This is a genomic window from Allobosea sp. (assembly GCF_035999205.1).
Taxonomy (GTDB): Bacteria; Pseudomonadota; Alphaproteobacteria; order Rhizobiales; family Beijerinckiaceae; genus Allobosea.
Genome location: NZ_DASYHA010000019.1, coordinates 463,858 through 478,186 on the forward strand (window position 1 = coordinate 463,858; position 14,329 = coordinate 478,186).

Here is a 14,329-nt window from a genome sequence, read left to right on the forward strand (position 1 = left end):
CGGGGTTGACCGGCGATCCTGTCCCTAGGCCTTCGGCCGCTCGGGCGTGAAGGCGTAGATCGCCGCCGAGGCCAGCAGCAGCCCGGCGAAGGCCCAGTGCAGATGGGCGAAGGTCGTGGCGGCGTCCAGCCCTGCTGCGCGCTGGCCCGCGATGAACCAGCCCGAGCCCGACTGAGCCAGCGCGGCGCCGGAAATGAACAGGAAGTTCACGGCCGTCATGCCGCGCCCGATGAGATGGGCCGGAAAGAACAGCCGCGCATGCGCCATCAGGATGGCGTAGGTGAAGCCGATCGCGCCGATCAGTGCGAAGAGCGCCGTCGCAACGATGGCCGAGGAGGCGCCGGCCGCTGCGAGCAGCGCGAAGGCTGCCGCGGTGGCGACCGTGCCCCAGAACACCAGCGGCTTGGTTCGCCGCATCGCCTTTTCCAGCCCGCCATAGATGAAGGCGCCGACCACCATGGTCAGCGCCATCGCTGTGGCGGCATGACCCGCAGTGACGGCATCGAGACCGTGCACATCGATCATGAAGGGCGCGACCCACAATCCGCGCGCCGTCGCGAGGATAGCGTAGCCGGTGAGCGTGATCGGCGCGAGCAGCCAGAGCGGGCGCAGCTTCAGGATGCTGGCGAGGCCGGCGATCAGGCCCTCGGCCTTGCCGGACGCGCTTTCGGCACGTGGTGGATCGTGGATCAGCAACCCGGCCAGGGCGGTGGCGACGAGAAAACAGCCGGCCATCACCAGCATCGACGGTCGCCAGCCATAATGCGCGGCGGCAATGGCGAGCGGCGCGGCTCCGACGATGTTGCCGAGCGAACCCAGCCCGATGAAGACCGAGGTCAGGAAGGCGAAGCGCGAGGCCTCCGCCGTCCGCGCGAACAGGAACAGGCTCGCCATGAAGATCGGTGAGCAACCGATGCCGATCAGTGCCATCGCCAAGATACCGGCGACGGCGCCGTTGGCGTTGGCGAACAGGAAGGCGCCTACCGTGCCGATCGCCATTGCCGCCGTGACCGTCCGGCGCGGGCCGAGCCGGTCCAGCGCCCAGCCGATCGGGAATTGCGACAGAGCGAAGGCGAAGAACCAGGCCGAGCCGAGCAGCCCCAGTTCGCGCGGGCCGATCGCCAGATCCGTCATCACCGGGCCGGCGATGACGCTCAGAAACGAGCGGTAGAAGATCGACAGGAAATAGGCTGGCAGCAGCGCGAAGAAAACGATCACTGGCGGATCAGCCGATTGGCAAGCAGGCGGATGAGCGGATCACTTGATCCGCTCGAGCACCGAGACGTAGTTCGCCACCGCCGAACCGCCCATGTTGAAGATGCCGCCGAGGCGGGCGTCCTTGAGCTGCATGCCCTCCGGCGCCTCGCCGACAAGCTGCATGGCGCTCAGCACATGCATGGAGACGCCGGTCGCGCCGATTGGATGGCCTTTGGCCTTCAGGCCGCCGGAGACGTTGACCGGCAGCTTGCCGTCCTTCTGCGTCCAGCCTTCCTTGATGGCGCGGGCGCCGTCACCTTCCTTGGTCAGGCCCATCGCCTCGTATTCGATCAGCTCGGCGATGGTGAAGCAGTCATGCGTCTCGACGAAGGACAGATCGTCGAGCGCGACGCCGGCCTGCGCCAGGGCCTTCTGCCAGGCCAGTGCGCCACCTTCGAACTTCAGGATGTCGCGCTTCGAAAGCGGCAGGTAATCCTGGACATGCGACATGCCGCGGAAGCCGACGGCACGGCGCATGCCGAGCGCGGTCTCCTCGTCGGCCAGCACGAGCGCTGCGGCACCGTCCGAGACGAGCGAGCAGTCGGTGCGCTTGAGCGGACCGGCGACATAGGGGTTCTTCTCGCTCTCCTCGCGGCAGAAGGCGTAGCCGAGATCCTTGCGCATCTGGGCATAGGGATTGTCGACGCCGTTCTTGTGGTTTTTGGCCGCGATCATCGCGAGCGCGTCCGACTGGTCGCCATGGCGCTGGAAGTAGGCGGCCGCGATCCCGCCGAAGACGCCGGCGAAACCGCCCTGCGTGTGGCTTTCCTCTGCGAGATAGGAGGCCTTGAGCAGGTTCTTGCCGATCTCGGGACCGGGCGTGGTCGTCATCTGCTCGACGCCGACGACGAGGACGATCTTGGCAGCGCCCGCCTTGATCGCGCGGACGCCCTGCTGGACCGCGGCCGAGCCGGTGGCGCAGGCGTTCTCGACGCGGGTTGCGGGCTTGAAGCGCAGGGCCGGATCGGCCTGCAGCACCAGCGAGGCGGTGAAATCCTGGGCAGAGAAACCGGCGTTGAAATGGCCGAGCACGATCTCGTCGACCTGATCGGCGGTGATCCCGGCATCGATCAGCGCATCGGTCGTGACCCGGACGATCAGGCTCTCGATCGTTTCCGCATCCTGCTTGCCGAACGGCGTATGGGCCCAACCGACGATCGCAGCACTCATGGCGTTTCTCCGATACCGATTTCGCTCTTTGCCGATTTCGACGCTATCCGGCTTTGACCTCTAATTGCGCCTGCGGGCGCTGGCCTGCAAGCAGGCAGTCATGCATTCCGGTCGTGCACGGAAAGAGGGACCATGATGCGGAACGCGAGCGCCTACAGCGCCGTCATCAGCAGGAGACCGACGCCGCCGACGATCATCGCCATGCCCGCCATTTCGCGCCGGCTGGTTCCTTCCGAAAAGATCTTGCGCGAGGCGATCTGCGCCAGCGGCACCTCGATCAGGGCCAGCGTGCGGACATTGGCGGCGCTGGTCAGCGAGAATCCGATGAACCAGAACTGCGAGGCTGCCGCGCCGAGGAAGCCGGCCGAGAGCGATTTGCGCCAGTTGCGCAGGCTCGACATCAGCGCTGGCCGGTTGGCGACAAGCATGTAGAGCGTCAGGATCAGCGTCTGCAGAAAGAGGCCGAGCGCGAGGATCGTGGTCGCCCGGACGAAGAAGCCGCCCTCGGGCAGCGCCTGGATTGCGCCGCGATAGCCGATGGCCGAGAGCGCGAAGAATGCGCCGGCCCCGACGCCCAGCACGGCAGGCCGCATGCCGGCGCGGGTGAGCTTCTCGCCTGGCTTCCATGAGACGACCACGACACCGATGGTGGCAATCAGGATCGCCACGAATTTGGTGGGCGTGAGCGCGTCGCCCAGCAGCAGGGCGCCGAAGATCGCGACCTGTACCGGCTCGGTCTTGGTATAGGCGGTGGTGACGGCGAAGGAGCGCTCGCGCATCGCGGCCAGCATCAGTGCCGTCGCCGCGATCTGCGTGACGGCGCCGCCGATCGTGTAGCCGAGGGAGGCCGCCCCGATCTGCGGCGGCAGGCGCCCGGCGACCAGGCAGACGATGACCAAGAAGATCAGCGCGAAGGGCAGGCCGAAGAGGAAGCGCACCTGCGTCGCACCGACGACGCCGATGATCTCGGTCAGCGAGCGCTGTGTCAGGTTTCTGGCCGTCTGCAGCAGCGAAGCCGCGATGGTCGCGGGAATCCAGAGAAGGGCGAGGCTCACGCGGCTAAGTCCGGTCGGTCGAGGGCGGTATTCGGCTGGTCATCGGCTTGTGAACTCTTGCCCGCGACTAGGCAAATCGTTCCGCTGGGGGTAGGTATGCGTCTGTGGGCGGGCCGACCTTGCCCGGCCGTCTCGAAAATGCCGCATGCGTCGCGTTGAAACCCTGCGCCTTCAACCCTCGTAAGACAGGTTCAAGACCCGCCCGATGATCGCTTCCCGCTTTACCGCAGCCCTGGTCTGCGGGCTCGCCCTCACCGGGTCGGCGTTCGCCGGCACCAGCCTCGTGATCGACGCGTCCAGCGGCGCGGTCCTGTCCAGCGAGAACGCCGGCCAGCCCTGGCATCCGGCCTCCACGACAAAGATGATGACCGCCTATCTGGCGCTGAAGGCGGTTCGCGAAGGCCGCATCGGCCTGGAGACGGCGATCCCCGCATCGAAGCGGGCGGCGAGCCAGCCGCGCGTCAAGGTCTACATCAAGGCCGGGCAGGAGGTTACGCTCGACAACGCGCTCCGCATCATGATGGTGAAGTCGGCCAACGACATCGCCTATGTGATCGCCGAGGGCGTCGGTGGCGATGTCGAGACCTTCGTCGGCATGATGAACGCCGAGGCCGCACGACTCGGCATGGCCAGCACCCGCTTCACCAATCCCAATGGCTGGCACGATCCGGACCAGCAGGTCAGCGCCCGCGACCTTGCGATCCTCGCCATGGCGCTGATGCGCGAATTCCCGGATTATTCGGATTACTGGAACACCTCCGCCGTCCAGCTCGGCAAGCAGGTGCTCAACAACACCAATGGTCTCGTCGGCCGCTATCCCGGCATCGGCGGCATGAAGACCGGCTTCGTCTGCGCCTCCGGCTTCAATGTCGTGGCGACCGCGACGCGCGGCGGCCGCACCCTGATCGCGGTGGTGCTCGGTTCGCTGTCCGGCACGGAACGCACGGTCAAGGCGGCGCAACTGCTCGATGACGGCTTCTCGAAATGGGGCGGCGGCTACTCCGTGGCGTCGCTGCCGGCGCAGGGCGGGCGCGCCTACAACATCTGCGACGATGTCCGGCGCAAGGGTGGGGGTGTCGCTCTCGCGGATGACGCCGATACCTCCGGACCGATCGCGGCGCAGGCCTCCAACAGCCTCGGTGGGAATGAATCCGATGGCGGCCGCTTCGCCACGGCGTCGGCGCCGGCCCATGCCGGCACCTCCGTGCTGACCCGCACTCCCTCGGGCAGGATCTCGCTCGGCCCGCGTGCCCAGACCGTGCCGGTTCCGGTCGCGTTCGGCCGCACGCCGGGCTCGGCCTCGGCACCGCTGGCCGCCAATGCCGTGGGCGGTTCCGACACCAAGGTTGCGCGCGGCTCGGCGCCCGTGGTCACGCCGTCGGCGCCCGTTGCGGCCGGCCTGTTCGGCACCCAGACCGGCGGGCTGTTCGCCGATCGCGGGCGCACGGCCTCGGGCAATGGCGCCATTCCCGGAGCGACCACCGCCTTCGCACCGAGCGAGCCAGAGACGACCTCACAGCCCGGCGGCCCGATGCGCCTCCAGGGCGCCATCCAGCCCGGCGCCGCATCCGCCGCGAGCCTGCGTCCCGGCGCGGCGGCCGCAATCAAGCCGCCGGCCCGCCCGCCTGCGAAGCCGCTCCTGGTGAAACCGAAGACGGAAGCGGCCAAGTCCCAGACCGGGCAAGCCAAGGCTGGCGAGAAGAAGCCTGCCCAGGCGGCAGCGAAGCCGGTCCTCGCCAAGCCTCCGGTCAAGACCAAGGTCAAGGCCAAGCCGAACGACACCAAGCCGAACGACGACGCCTGAGGGTGATCCCTTGACCGCCGATCCCGGCTCTCCCGCCAGTCGGCAGGGCATGCTGATGGCGCTGGCTGCCGCCGGGGCCTATGGCACCAATATCATCAGCGCTCAGATTGCCGGCCAGGCGGGCCTCAACGGCCCCCTGCTCGTGTTCTATCGCGTCTTCATCATGCTCGCGCTGGTGGGGGCAGCCGTCGCGATCTGGCGGGCACCGCTGATCGTGCCACGCGCAGAACGACCGGCCATGCTGCTGTTCGGCGTCACCAGCGCGCTGGTCGGCTCCGCCTATCTCTCCTCCGTCGCTTTCCTGCCCGTCACGGTCGCCGCGGTCGTGTTCTTCACCTACCCGGTGCTGATCGTGCTGGCGGAGCCTTTCGTCACGCGGACGCCGTTCCGGCCCGAAAGGCTTGCGGCGGCTTGCGCCGCCTTCATCGGCGTCGCGCTGGTGGTCGGGCCGGACATGCATGGGCTTGATCCGCGCGGTCTCGTCCTGGCACTCTGCGCCAGCCTTGCCGCCGCGACGCAGTTCTTCGCCGCAGCCGCCCTCTCGGGCACGGCGCTATCGGCGCGGCTGTTCTGGTCGCATCTGCTGATCCTGCCGGTGACCGCGCTCATCCTCGCCATCACCGGCGGCTTCTTGCCGCCTGGCGCCTTCGCGCTGGCGCCGGCCGCCGCCGCGGTGACGATCGGCGGGTATCTCATCGGCTTCCTGCTGCAAGTGATCGCGCTGACGCGGATCTCGCCCGGCGCAGCTGGCCTGGCCTTCTGTGCAGAGCCCGTCTGCGCCGTGCTGATCGCGGCTGTCGTACTGGGCGAGCGGCTCTCGGCACTGCAATATGCCGGCTGCGCCCTTGTCGTTGGAACTCTCGTGGCTAATGTAACATTAGAACAGATGCGGCGCTCTCCCGCGCCGGCCTGACGCAGAGCGTGACGACCATGACAAGCCCGCCGGTCCGCCCCGAACCCGTACCGCTGACGCTGCTGACCGGCTTTCTCGGGGCCGGCAAGACGACGTTGCTCAATCGACTGCTGAAAGACCCGGCGCTCGCCCAGACCGTGGTGATCGTCAATGAGTTCGGCGAGGTCGGCCTCGATCACCTGCTTATCCAGGGCGTTGAGGACGGCATGATCCTGCTGGATTCGGGCTGCCTGTGCTGCACGATCCGCGACGACCTCATCGTCACCATGGAAGACCTGCTGCGCCGGCGCGACAATGGCCGGATCAACCCGTTCAGTCGCGTCGTCATCGAGACGACGGGCCTCGCCGACCCGGCCCCGATCCTGAACGTGCTGATCAACCACCCCTATCTCGCGATGCGCTTCCGGCTCGACGGCGTGGTCACGCTGGTCGACGCGGTCAATGCCATGGCGACACTCGATGCGCATGAGGAAGCACGCAAGCAGGTCGTCGCCGCGGACCGCCTCGTGCTGACCAAATCGGATCTTGTCCCGAACCTCGCCGAGCTCGCGCCGTTGCGGCAGCGGCTGGCACTGCTCAACCCGGGCGTCGCATTGCTCGGCCCGGAGGCGGCGGCCAGCTCGCTGTTCGGCGCAGGGCTCTATGATCTCGCGCAACGCCCGGCCGAGATTGGCCAATGGCTCGCCCGCGAGACCCTGGCGGGCAGCGGTCACGGGCATGACGGCGATCACCACCATCATCACGATCACCATGGTCACGACCATGGACATCACGGCCATGGCCACGTGCATCACGACGTCAACCGGCACGATGCCAGCATCCGGGCCTTCGCATTGACGGCCGACATGCCGATCCAGCAGGCGACCGTGGATCTGTTCTGGACGCTGCTGCGCTCGGTTCACGGACCCCGGCTGTTGCGCATGAAGGGGCTCGTGCAGGTGGCGGAACATCCCGACCGGCCGCTGCTGCTGCATGCGGTGCAGCAGATCCTGCATCCGCCAGTCACCCTCGATGCCTGGCCGGACGCCGACCGTCGCTCGCGCCTCGTCCTCATCGTCAACGATATCGAGGAGGCCGTCATCCAGCGGCTCTGGGCGGCCTTCCTTGGCCAGGCCGGATCAGGCGCCGGTCGCGCGGCTGCCACGGCCTGACGACGGCCCTCCCTCGAGGCCGTTACGACGCACGACAACGCGGCCCCATTCTTGAAGTCTTCCTGCCGATCGCTCGGTGCCGAAGTCCCGGCTTGCCAGTCTGGCACAGCCTTGCACCAGATCGGTCCAGCGCAGGAAGGCAGGCTCGGATGAACCGGATCATGGCTTTGAGGGGCGCCCCGGCAGGCAGTGCCGGAGCTGGCGTCGGATACGCCCCAGCGCCACGATCCGATGCACCGATCACGATCGAGAGCCGCCCGCTCGCCGCTTGCGCCGACATTGCCGAGGCCTGGAGCCAACTCGCCGGCCGGGCACTTGAGCCCAACCCCTTTCTCGAGCCGGGCTTCGCTCTGGCCGCTGCCCAGCACCTCGTCGCATTCCGGGACGTCGTCGCGATCCTGGCCTGGCAGGGGGAGGCGAGCGATGCGCGCCGCCGCCTGGTCGGGCTGATCCCGTGCTCGCGCCGGAACGGCTTCTTCGTGCCCGACGCAGTGACTGGCCTTGCCGATCGACGGGTCTTCAACGGCGCTCCGCTGCTCGACCGACAGCAGGCCGGCGCGGTCATCGAGGCGGTGGTGGACCCGCGCCGCCGGTTGGCGGTCGATGGTCGCGGGTTGATCCTGCGCGCGATCGACTTCGACGGTGAACTGGCAACGGCCCTGCGCGGCGGGGCCGAGCGTTCGGGACTGACTGTGAGCCTCCGCCCGAGGATCACGGGTTCCGTCGTCCGTCGGTCACCGGGACAGGCCGAAGCTTCGCGGGAGGCCCTTGCGCTGCAGGGCAAGCTGAAACTGGTCGAGCCGCGCACGCAGGCGGGCTTGCGCGACGCCGTCGAGATCATCCTGGCGATGGAGGCCTCCGGGTCGCGGGCAAGGGCGGGCGTGGCGACATTGCAGGACACGCGCGAGGTCGGCTTCCTGCGGGCGATGACGCGGGGGCTGGGCCGCGTGCGGCAATGTCGGATTGGGCTCCTGATGCTCGACGAACAGCCGATCGCCGGAGCGATCGTGCTCGGCCGCGGAGCGCGCGGCTGGCTTTATCTCAGCGCGCAGGAGGAAGCCTGGGCGCCATTCAGGGCGCTCGAGATCCTGCTCGCGTCGATGCAGGCGGCCGCACCGGCGCGCCTGATCCTGGGCCCAGACGGCTTTGCCGTCAGCAGCGACGGTCGCCTGTCGCTCGGTGACCTCCACCTGTCGCATGGCCCCGCCCGCACGCCTCGCGATCTTGCCAGCCGCGCGCGCGACGCGTTGCGTGGCTCGCTGCGCAGGCTTCCAGGTGTCAGGCCTCGGCGCGCAGGAGCCGCCGGATGATCTTGCCGGTCGTGGTCAGCGGCAATTCCTCTCGGAACGCGATCTCGCGCGGGTACTCATGGGCCGAGAGCCGCCGCCGCACGAAGCCCTGAAGCTCGGCCGCGAGTTCCGACGAGCCGGCGTGGCCGGGCTTCAGCACGACGAAGGCCTTGACGATCTCTGTGCGCAGCGCATCCGGCTTGCCGACGACGGCGGCGAGCGACACGGCTTCGTGGCGCAAGAGGCAATCCTCGATCTCGCCGGGCCCGATACGGTAGCCCGAGGAGGTGATGACGTCGTCGTCGCGGCCGACGAAACGGACGTAGCCGTCCTCGTCCTGCACCGCCTGGTCACCGGTCTTCATCCAGTCGCCGACGAACTTCTCGGCCGTGGCCTGCGGGTTCTGCCAATAGCCGAGGAACATCACCGGATCGAGCCGGCGCACGGCGATCTGACCCTCCTCACCGGCCTCGCAGACCGTGCCGTCAGGGCGGATGACCGCGACCTCATGGCCGGGCACGGCCTTGCCGATGCAGCCCGGCCGGCTGACGCCGATCGCGGCGCAGGAGGCGAGCACGAGGTTGCACTCCGTCTGGCCATAGGCCTCGTTGATGGAAAGGCCGAGCGCTTCGCGGCCCCAGGCCAGGGTCTCGGCGCCGAGCGCTTCCCCCGCGGCGGCAACCGTGCGCAGGGCGAGAGCAAAGCGCTCGCGCGGCCGCTCGATGCTGCGTAGCATCCGCAGGGCGGTCGGCGGCACGAAGGCGTTGCGGATCCCGAGATCCGCCATCAGGCGGAAGGCCTCCTCCGGCTCGAAGCGCGTGACCGGCCGCGCGACCACCGCCACGCCGAAATGCAGCGCCGGGAGGAGCATGTTGAGCAGGCCGCCGGCCCAGGCCCAGTCTGCGGGCGTCCAGGCGAGGTCGCCCGGCTGCGGCATGAACTCGTGCGGCATCTGTACGCCTGGCAGATGGCCGGGCAGGACGCGATGGCCGTGGAGCGCGCCCTTGGGATTCCCCGTGGTGCCGGATGTGTAGATCATCAGAGCCGGGTCGTCGGGGCCGGTATCGACGGTGGTGAAATCCCGGCTGGCGTCGGCCAGCACCGCGTCCCAGCCCAGGGCGCCGCCGTCGGCGCCGTCGGTCGAGATTGTCAGGGCCAGCTCAGGCAGGGGCTCGGCGATCTGCCGGGTCTTGGCGAGGCCGGCGGCGTCCGTCATCAGCACCTTCGCGCCGGAATCGCCCAGCCGGTAGGCCAGAGCATCGACGCCGAACAGGGCGGCCAGCGGCACCGCGATCGCGCCCAGCTTGTAGGCGGCGAGATGGGCGGCGAGCACGCAGCGGCCCTGCGGCAGCAGGATGGCGATGCGGTCGCCCCGTCCGACACCGCGGACGTGCAAGGCGTTCGCGAGACGGTTCGACTGTTCGCGCAGATGGCCGAAGCTGACCGGCGTCACCCGCCAGTCATTGGTGACTTCGATGATCGCGGTGCGGTTCGGCTCAATGGCGGCCCAGCGGTCGCAGACATCGGTAGCGATGTTGTAGCGCTGCGGAATCTGCCAGCGGAAGGCGTCGCGCAGCCTGCCGTAGTCACGGAAATCGGGAAGGATCAATCGGGAGTATTCCAGGAGGGAGGCGACAAAATAGGGGCTCGAGCCGGGGCTGTCACCGTGACGCTAGGCGATGGGCAGCCTTCTCAGGCAGAGGGTCGAGGGCATTTCGGCCAGACGCAGGACGCGGGGGGCGCTGGTCAGCCGCCCTCGATGTGGCCCTTCGATACGAGCCCGGCGACATCGGCGATGATGCCGTCCAGCTCGAAGTTCTTCGGTGTGTAGACGGCGGCGACGCCCATGTTGCGCAACGCGTTCTCGTCGTCGGGCGGGATGATGCCGCCGACGACGACCGGTACGTCCATCCCGGCGACACGCAGGCGCGCGGTGACGTCGCGCACCAGCGGCAGATGCGAGCCGGACAGGATGGAGAGCCCGATGATGTCGGCCGCCGTCTCCTTGGCCTGCGTGACGATCTCCTCGGGCGTCTGGCGGATGCCGCCGTAACTCACGCTCATGCCGGCATCGCGGGCGCGCACGGCGATCTGCTCGGCGCCGTTGGAGTGGCCGTCGAGGCCCGGCTTGCCGACGAGGAAGCGCGGCGTGCGTCCCAGCTTCTCGGTCGCCCTGGCGACCGCGGCCTTGACGGTGGCGAGACCCTCATTGTCGCCGAGCTTGCTGGTGTCGACCCCCGTCGGTGCGCGGTACTCACCGAAGATCTCGCGCAGGGTCTGCGCCCATTCGCCGGTGGTGACGCCGGCCTTGGCACAGGCGATCGAGGCCGGCATGACGTTGCGCTCCTCCTTGGCCGCGGAGGCGAGTTCCGCCAGCGCGGCTTCGGCCGCCCTGCCATCGCGGGCCGAGCGCCACGCCTTGAGCCGGCCGATCGCCTCGATCTCGACGGAGTCCGGGACCGTCACGACGTTGCCTTCGCCGGCCGAGAGCGGAGAGGGCTCGCTGCTGGTGAATTTGTTGACTCCGACCACGACCTGCTCGCCGCGCTCGATTGCCTCGATCCGGCGGGCGCCGTTCTCGACCAGTGCCTGCTTCATGTAGCCGGTCTCGACGGCGGCAAGCGCGCCGCCCATGTCGTCGATCTTGGCGAGTTCCTCGAGGGCCGCGGCCTTGAGGTCGGAAACGCGGGCGTCGATCACGGTCGAGCCGTCAAAGATGTCGCCGAATTCGAGCAGGTCGGTCTCGTAGGCGAGAACCTGCTGCATGCGCAGCGACCATTGCTGGTCGAAGGGGCGGGGCAAGCCGAGTGCCTCGTTCCAGGCGGGAAGCTGTACGGCGCGGGCGCGGGCTTTCTTTGAGAGCGTCACCGCCAGCATCTCGATCAGGATGCGATAGACGTTGTTCTCGGGCTGCGGCTCGGTCAGCCCCAGCGAATTGACCTGCACGCCATAGCGGAAGCGGCGCATCGCCTCGTCTGCGACGCCATACCTGCCCAGCGTGATCTCGTCCCAGAGTTCGACGAATGCCCGCATCTTGCAGAGCTCGGTGACGAAGCGCATGCCGGCATTGACGAAGAAGGAAATGCGGCCGACGACCTCGGGAAACTCCTCCGCCGAGACCTCGGGCCGGGCGCGGATCGAATCCAGCAGCGCGATAGCCGTCGCCAATGCGAATGACAGCTCCTGCACCGGGGAGGCGCCGGCCTCCTGCAGATGGTAGGAGCAGACATTGGTCGGGTTCCACTTCGGCAGCTCGCGGGCCGTGAACACGACGATGTCGGTGGTCAGCCTCATCGAGGGGCGCGGCGGAAAGACATAGGTCCCGCGCGACAGGTATTCCTTGACGAGGTCGTTCTGCGTGGTGCCCTGAAGGGCCCTGCGATCGGCACCCTGCTCGTCGGCGACGGCGATGTAGAGCGAGAGCAGCCAGGCTGCCGTAGCATTGATCGTCATCGAGGTGTTCATCTGGGCGAGCGGGATCTGCTCGAACAGCGCCCGCATGTCGCCGAGATGGGAAATGGGCACGCCAACCTTGCCGACCTCGCCGCGCGAGAGGACATGGTCGGGGTCGTAGCCGGTCTGCGTCGGCAGGTCGAAGGCGACGGAGAGCCCGGTCTGCCCCTTGGCGAGGTTGGTGCGATAGAGCCGGTTCGATTCCGAGGCATCGGAATGTCCGGCATAGGTCCGGAAGATCCAGGGCTTGTCGCGAGTTGCCGACTTGTCGCGCTGCGCGGGTTGGTCGCGCCTGCCGCTGGCGGGGTCGATCGCGTTCATGCCGTTCCACCCTCTTTTCAGAGCAATCTCAATGTTGCACTGCGGCGAGAATAACGCCAGAGGGGCGGCGAAGTCGCTTGAGACCTTCGGATGAGCGCCTGAACGGGCTTCAGCCGCTACAGGGGATGCCGAATGTCAGCGTCATCGGCAACTCCTTGGCCGCTCCCGGCGCGAGCTTGATCACGCCGGCTCTGCGCTCGAGCGGCTCGTCCGGGTCCGAGGGCGAAGGCAGCCCGTGCCAGGGCTCGATGCAGATGTAGGGGCCGTTCGGCTTGGTCCAGATGCCGAGATGCGGCATGCCGGGGAAGTCGACCGCAACACCCGGCAGGCCGTCGGCGCCGTACCAGAGGTGACCGCCGGTTCCCTCGGGAATGATCAGAGCATCCTCGACGAACAGCGCGTGGTCGAGCGTCAGCACGCCATCGACGAAGACTGAGGGGTGAAGGGCCGGAGCGCGCTGGCCGTCGGCTCCGAGACGCAGATGCGCAGGACTCGCGCCATTGCCGAGGCGGATGCGATGAGGCCGGTCTTGCGCGTCCGGCAGCGGCCAGAGCAAGGCCGGATGATAGCCGAAGCAGAAGGGCATGGCCTTGTCGCCGGTGTTGGAGATGCGGGCGGTCATGGTCAGTGCCGCGCCGTCGAGCCTGTAGGTCATGTCGAGCGCGAATGCGAAGGGATAGGCCTGCCGCGTCTCGTCCGTGTCGGTGAGGCGCAGCGTGCAGGAGGTGCCGTCCTGCACGATCGGCGCGAACAAGCTGGTGCGGGCGACGCCGTGGCTCTTGATCGGGTAACGCTGGCCGTCGATCAGCACCTTGCCGTCGGGATGCTTGCCGATAACGGGAAAGAGCAAGGGCGAGCGGCCGGCCCAGATCGAAGCATCGCCATTCCAGAGCCAGTCCCGGCCCCGCGCATCGGTGACGGATTGCAGCTCGGCGCCGAGTTCCGCGATCGCGATGGTCAACCAGTCATTGCCGAGCTTGATCATCGCTTGGGCGCCTTCCATGCCGGACCGGGTCGATGCGTCAATTCCCGGCGCCGGGCAGACGCGGCAATGGCATGAACTCGACGCCTTCCTCATGCAGCATGCGGGCATCGTCGGGAGTCGCCTCGCCATAGATCGGCCGGCTGTCGCTCTCGCCATGATGGATCTTCAGCGCTTCGTCGGCAAAGCGCGGGCCGACGTGCTCGGCGTTCTCGGCGACGTGCTTGTGAAGCGCCGTCAGCATCTGGCGCAGCGCGATCTCGTTTTCGCCCATCAGCGCGGTGGGAGCAGCCGGCGCCGGCACGGCGGGTGCTGCCGCCGCGGCTGGGGCTGTCACAGCCGATGCCTGCGTCTCCATCTCGATGGGGCGTGAATCGCGATCGGTGCGGGCGACGTTGGGTGCCATGATGGCGCGGTCGACATGCTTGCTGTCACAAAGCGGGCAGGAGACCAGGCCGCGTTTGGCCTGGTCCTCGAAGCTCGCCGAGCTGGCGAACCAGCTTTCGAATTCGTGGGCGTTGTCGCAGACCAAAGCGTAACGGATCATGTCAACTCAACCATGCGGCAGGCATGCGCCGCGAGACCCCTGGCAGAAGAGATAGGCGCCCGCCCTGCCTGCGCAAGCGCGAGGCAGACGCTGCGGCTCACGCGGCCAGCAGCTTGTCGAGCTCGCCGCGGGCGTCGAGCGCATGGATGTCGTCGGAGCCGCCGACATGGGTCTCGCCGATGAAGATCTGCGGCACCGAGGTCCGTCCGCCGGCGCGCGCCGTCATCGCCTGGCGCAACTCGGGCTTGCCGTCGACGGCGATCTCGTCGAAGGCAACGCCCTTCTTGGTCAGCAGCGATTTCGCGGCGATGCAGTAGGGGCACCAGGCGGTCGTGTAGATGGTGACGGCAGGCATCGAGGCATCCGGCGCTGTTGCAGTGCATCCCA

12 protein-coding genes are annotated in these 14,329 nt (G+C 68.1%); 4 read left to right on the forward strand and 8 right to left on the reverse strand.

Annotated features, from left to right (window positions below; genetic code table 11):
- Window positions 1-24 precede the first annotated feature (24 nt).
- The 3 genes from VGN82_RS10300 to VGN82_RS10310 form a co-directional block, all read right to left on the reverse strand.
- The gene (locus VGN82_RS10300) at window positions 25-1,218 is read right to left on the reverse strand and encodes an MFS transporter (RefSeq protein WP_327526910.1); all 1,194 of its coding nucleotides are present in this window, start codon (window positions 1,216-1,218) and stop codon (window positions 25-27) included.
- Window positions 1,219-1,257: 39 nt separating this feature from the next.
- A complete protein-coding gene (locus VGN82_RS10305; protein ID WP_327526911.1) occupies window positions 1,258-2,427 on the reverse strand; it encodes an acetyl-CoA acetyltransferase in 1,170 nt (389 codons plus the stop codon).
- 152 nt (window positions 2,428-2,579) lie between these two features.
- Window positions 2,580-3,482 carry a DMT family transporter gene (locus VGN82_RS10310; RefSeq protein WP_327526912.1) on the reverse strand — a complete coding sequence of 301 codons (903 nt, stop codon included), beginning with the start codon at window positions 3,480-3,482 and terminating at the stop codon, window positions 2,580-2,582.
- A gap of 205 nt (window positions 3,483-3,687) precedes the next feature.
- On the opposite strand from VGN82_RS10310, the gene VGN82_RS10315 reads away from it, so the two are divergent.
- From VGN82_RS10315 to VGN82_RS10330, 4 genes are all read left to right on the forward strand, one after another.
- Window positions 3,688-5,286 (forward strand): D-alanyl-D-alanine carboxypeptidase family protein, encoded by a 1,599-nt coding sequence (locus tag VGN82_RS10315; protein ID WP_327526914.1) that lies wholly within the window; start codon window positions 3,688-3,690, stop codon window positions 5,284-5,286.
- Between the two features lie 10 nt (window positions 5,287-5,296).
- Entirely contained in the window at window positions 5,297-6,199 is a 903-nt protein-coding gene (locus VGN82_RS10320) for a DMT family transporter (protein WP_327526915.1), read from the forward strand.
- A gap of 17 nt (window positions 6,200-6,216) precedes the next feature.
- Complete coding sequence (locus VGN82_RS10325; RefSeq protein ID WP_327526972.1) at window positions 6,217-7,350, forward strand: CobW family GTP-binding protein; 1,134 nt, start codon at window positions 6,217-6,219, stop codon at window positions 7,348-7,350.
- 149 nt (window positions 7,351-7,499) lie between these two features.
- A complete protein-coding gene (locus VGN82_RS10330) occupies window positions 7,500-8,660 on the forward strand; it encodes a GNAT family N-acetyltransferase (protein WP_327526916.1) in 1,161 nt (386 codons plus the stop codon).
- Here VGN82_RS10330 and VGN82_RS10335 read toward each other — a convergent pair.
- The 5 genes from VGN82_RS10335 to grxC form a co-directional block, all read right to left on the reverse strand.
- Window positions 8,629-10,245: an AMP-binding protein gene (locus VGN82_RS10335; RefSeq protein WP_327526973.1), complete on the reverse strand. Its 1,617-nt coding sequence runs from the start codon at window positions 10,243-10,245 to the stop codon at window positions 8,629-8,631. The genes VGN82_RS10330 and VGN82_RS10335 overlap by 32 nt on opposite strands.
- Before the next feature lie 140 nt (window positions 10,246-10,385).
- The gene (locus VGN82_RS10340) at window positions 10,386-12,413 is read right to left on the reverse strand and encodes a protein meaA (RefSeq protein ID WP_327526917.1); all 2,028 of its coding nucleotides are present in this window, start codon (window positions 12,411-12,413) and stop codon (window positions 10,386-10,388) included.
- A gap of 109 nt (window positions 12,414-12,522) precedes the next feature.
- On the reverse strand, window positions 12,523-13,416 hold the full coding sequence (locus VGN82_RS10345) for an aldose 1-epimerase family protein (protein ID WP_327526918.1): 894 nt from the start codon (window positions 13,414-13,416) through the stop codon (window positions 12,523-12,525).
- 19 nt (window positions 13,417-13,435) lie between these two features.
- Complete coding sequence (locus VGN82_RS10350) at window positions 13,436-13,942, reverse strand: DUF1178 family protein (RefSeq protein WP_327526919.1); 507 nt, start codon at window positions 13,940-13,942, stop codon at window positions 13,436-13,438.
- 97 nt (window positions 13,943-14,039) lie between these two features.
- Window positions 14,040-14,297: a glutaredoxin 3 gene (gene grxC / locus VGN82_RS10355; RefSeq protein ID WP_327526920.1), complete on the reverse strand. Its 258-nt coding sequence runs from the start codon at window positions 14,295-14,297 to the stop codon at window positions 14,040-14,042.
- Between the last annotated feature and the right edge of the window lie 32 nt (window positions 14,298-14,329).

Bases quoted from the DNA above. Each gene is read 5' to 3' on its own strand.
- VGN82_RS10305 (WP_327526911.1), bottom strand. From the start codon at position 2,427: ATGAGTGCTGCGATCGTCGGTTGGGCCCATACGCCGTTCGGCAAGCAG.
- VGN82_RS10315 (WP_327526914.1), top strand. From the start codon at position 3,688: ATGATCGCTTCCCGCTTTACCGCAGCCCTGGTCTGCGGGCTCGCCCTC.
- VGN82_RS10325 (WP_327526972.1), top strand. From the start codon at position 6,217: ATGACAAGCCCGCCGGTCCGCCCCGAACCCGTACCGCTGACGCTGCTG.
- VGN82_RS10330 (WP_327526916.1), top strand. From the start codon at position 7,500: ATGAACCGGATCATGGCTTTGAGGGGCGCCCCGGCAGGCAGTGCCGGA.
- VGN82_RS10340 (WP_327526917.1), bottom strand. From the start codon at position 12,413: ATGAACGCGATCGACCCCGCCAGCGGCAGGCGCGACCAACCCGCGCAG.
- VGN82_RS10345 (WP_327526918.1), bottom strand. From the start codon at position 13,416: ATGGAAGGCGCCCAAGCGATGATCAAGCTCGGCAATGACTGGTTGACC.
- VGN82_RS10350 (WP_327526919.1), bottom strand. From the start codon at position 13,942: ATGATCCGTTACGCTTTGGTCTGCGACAACGCCCACGAATTCGAAAGC.
- grxC (WP_327526920.1), bottom strand. From the start codon at position 14,297: ATGCCTGCCGTCACCATCTACACGACCGCCTGGTGCCCCTACTGCATC.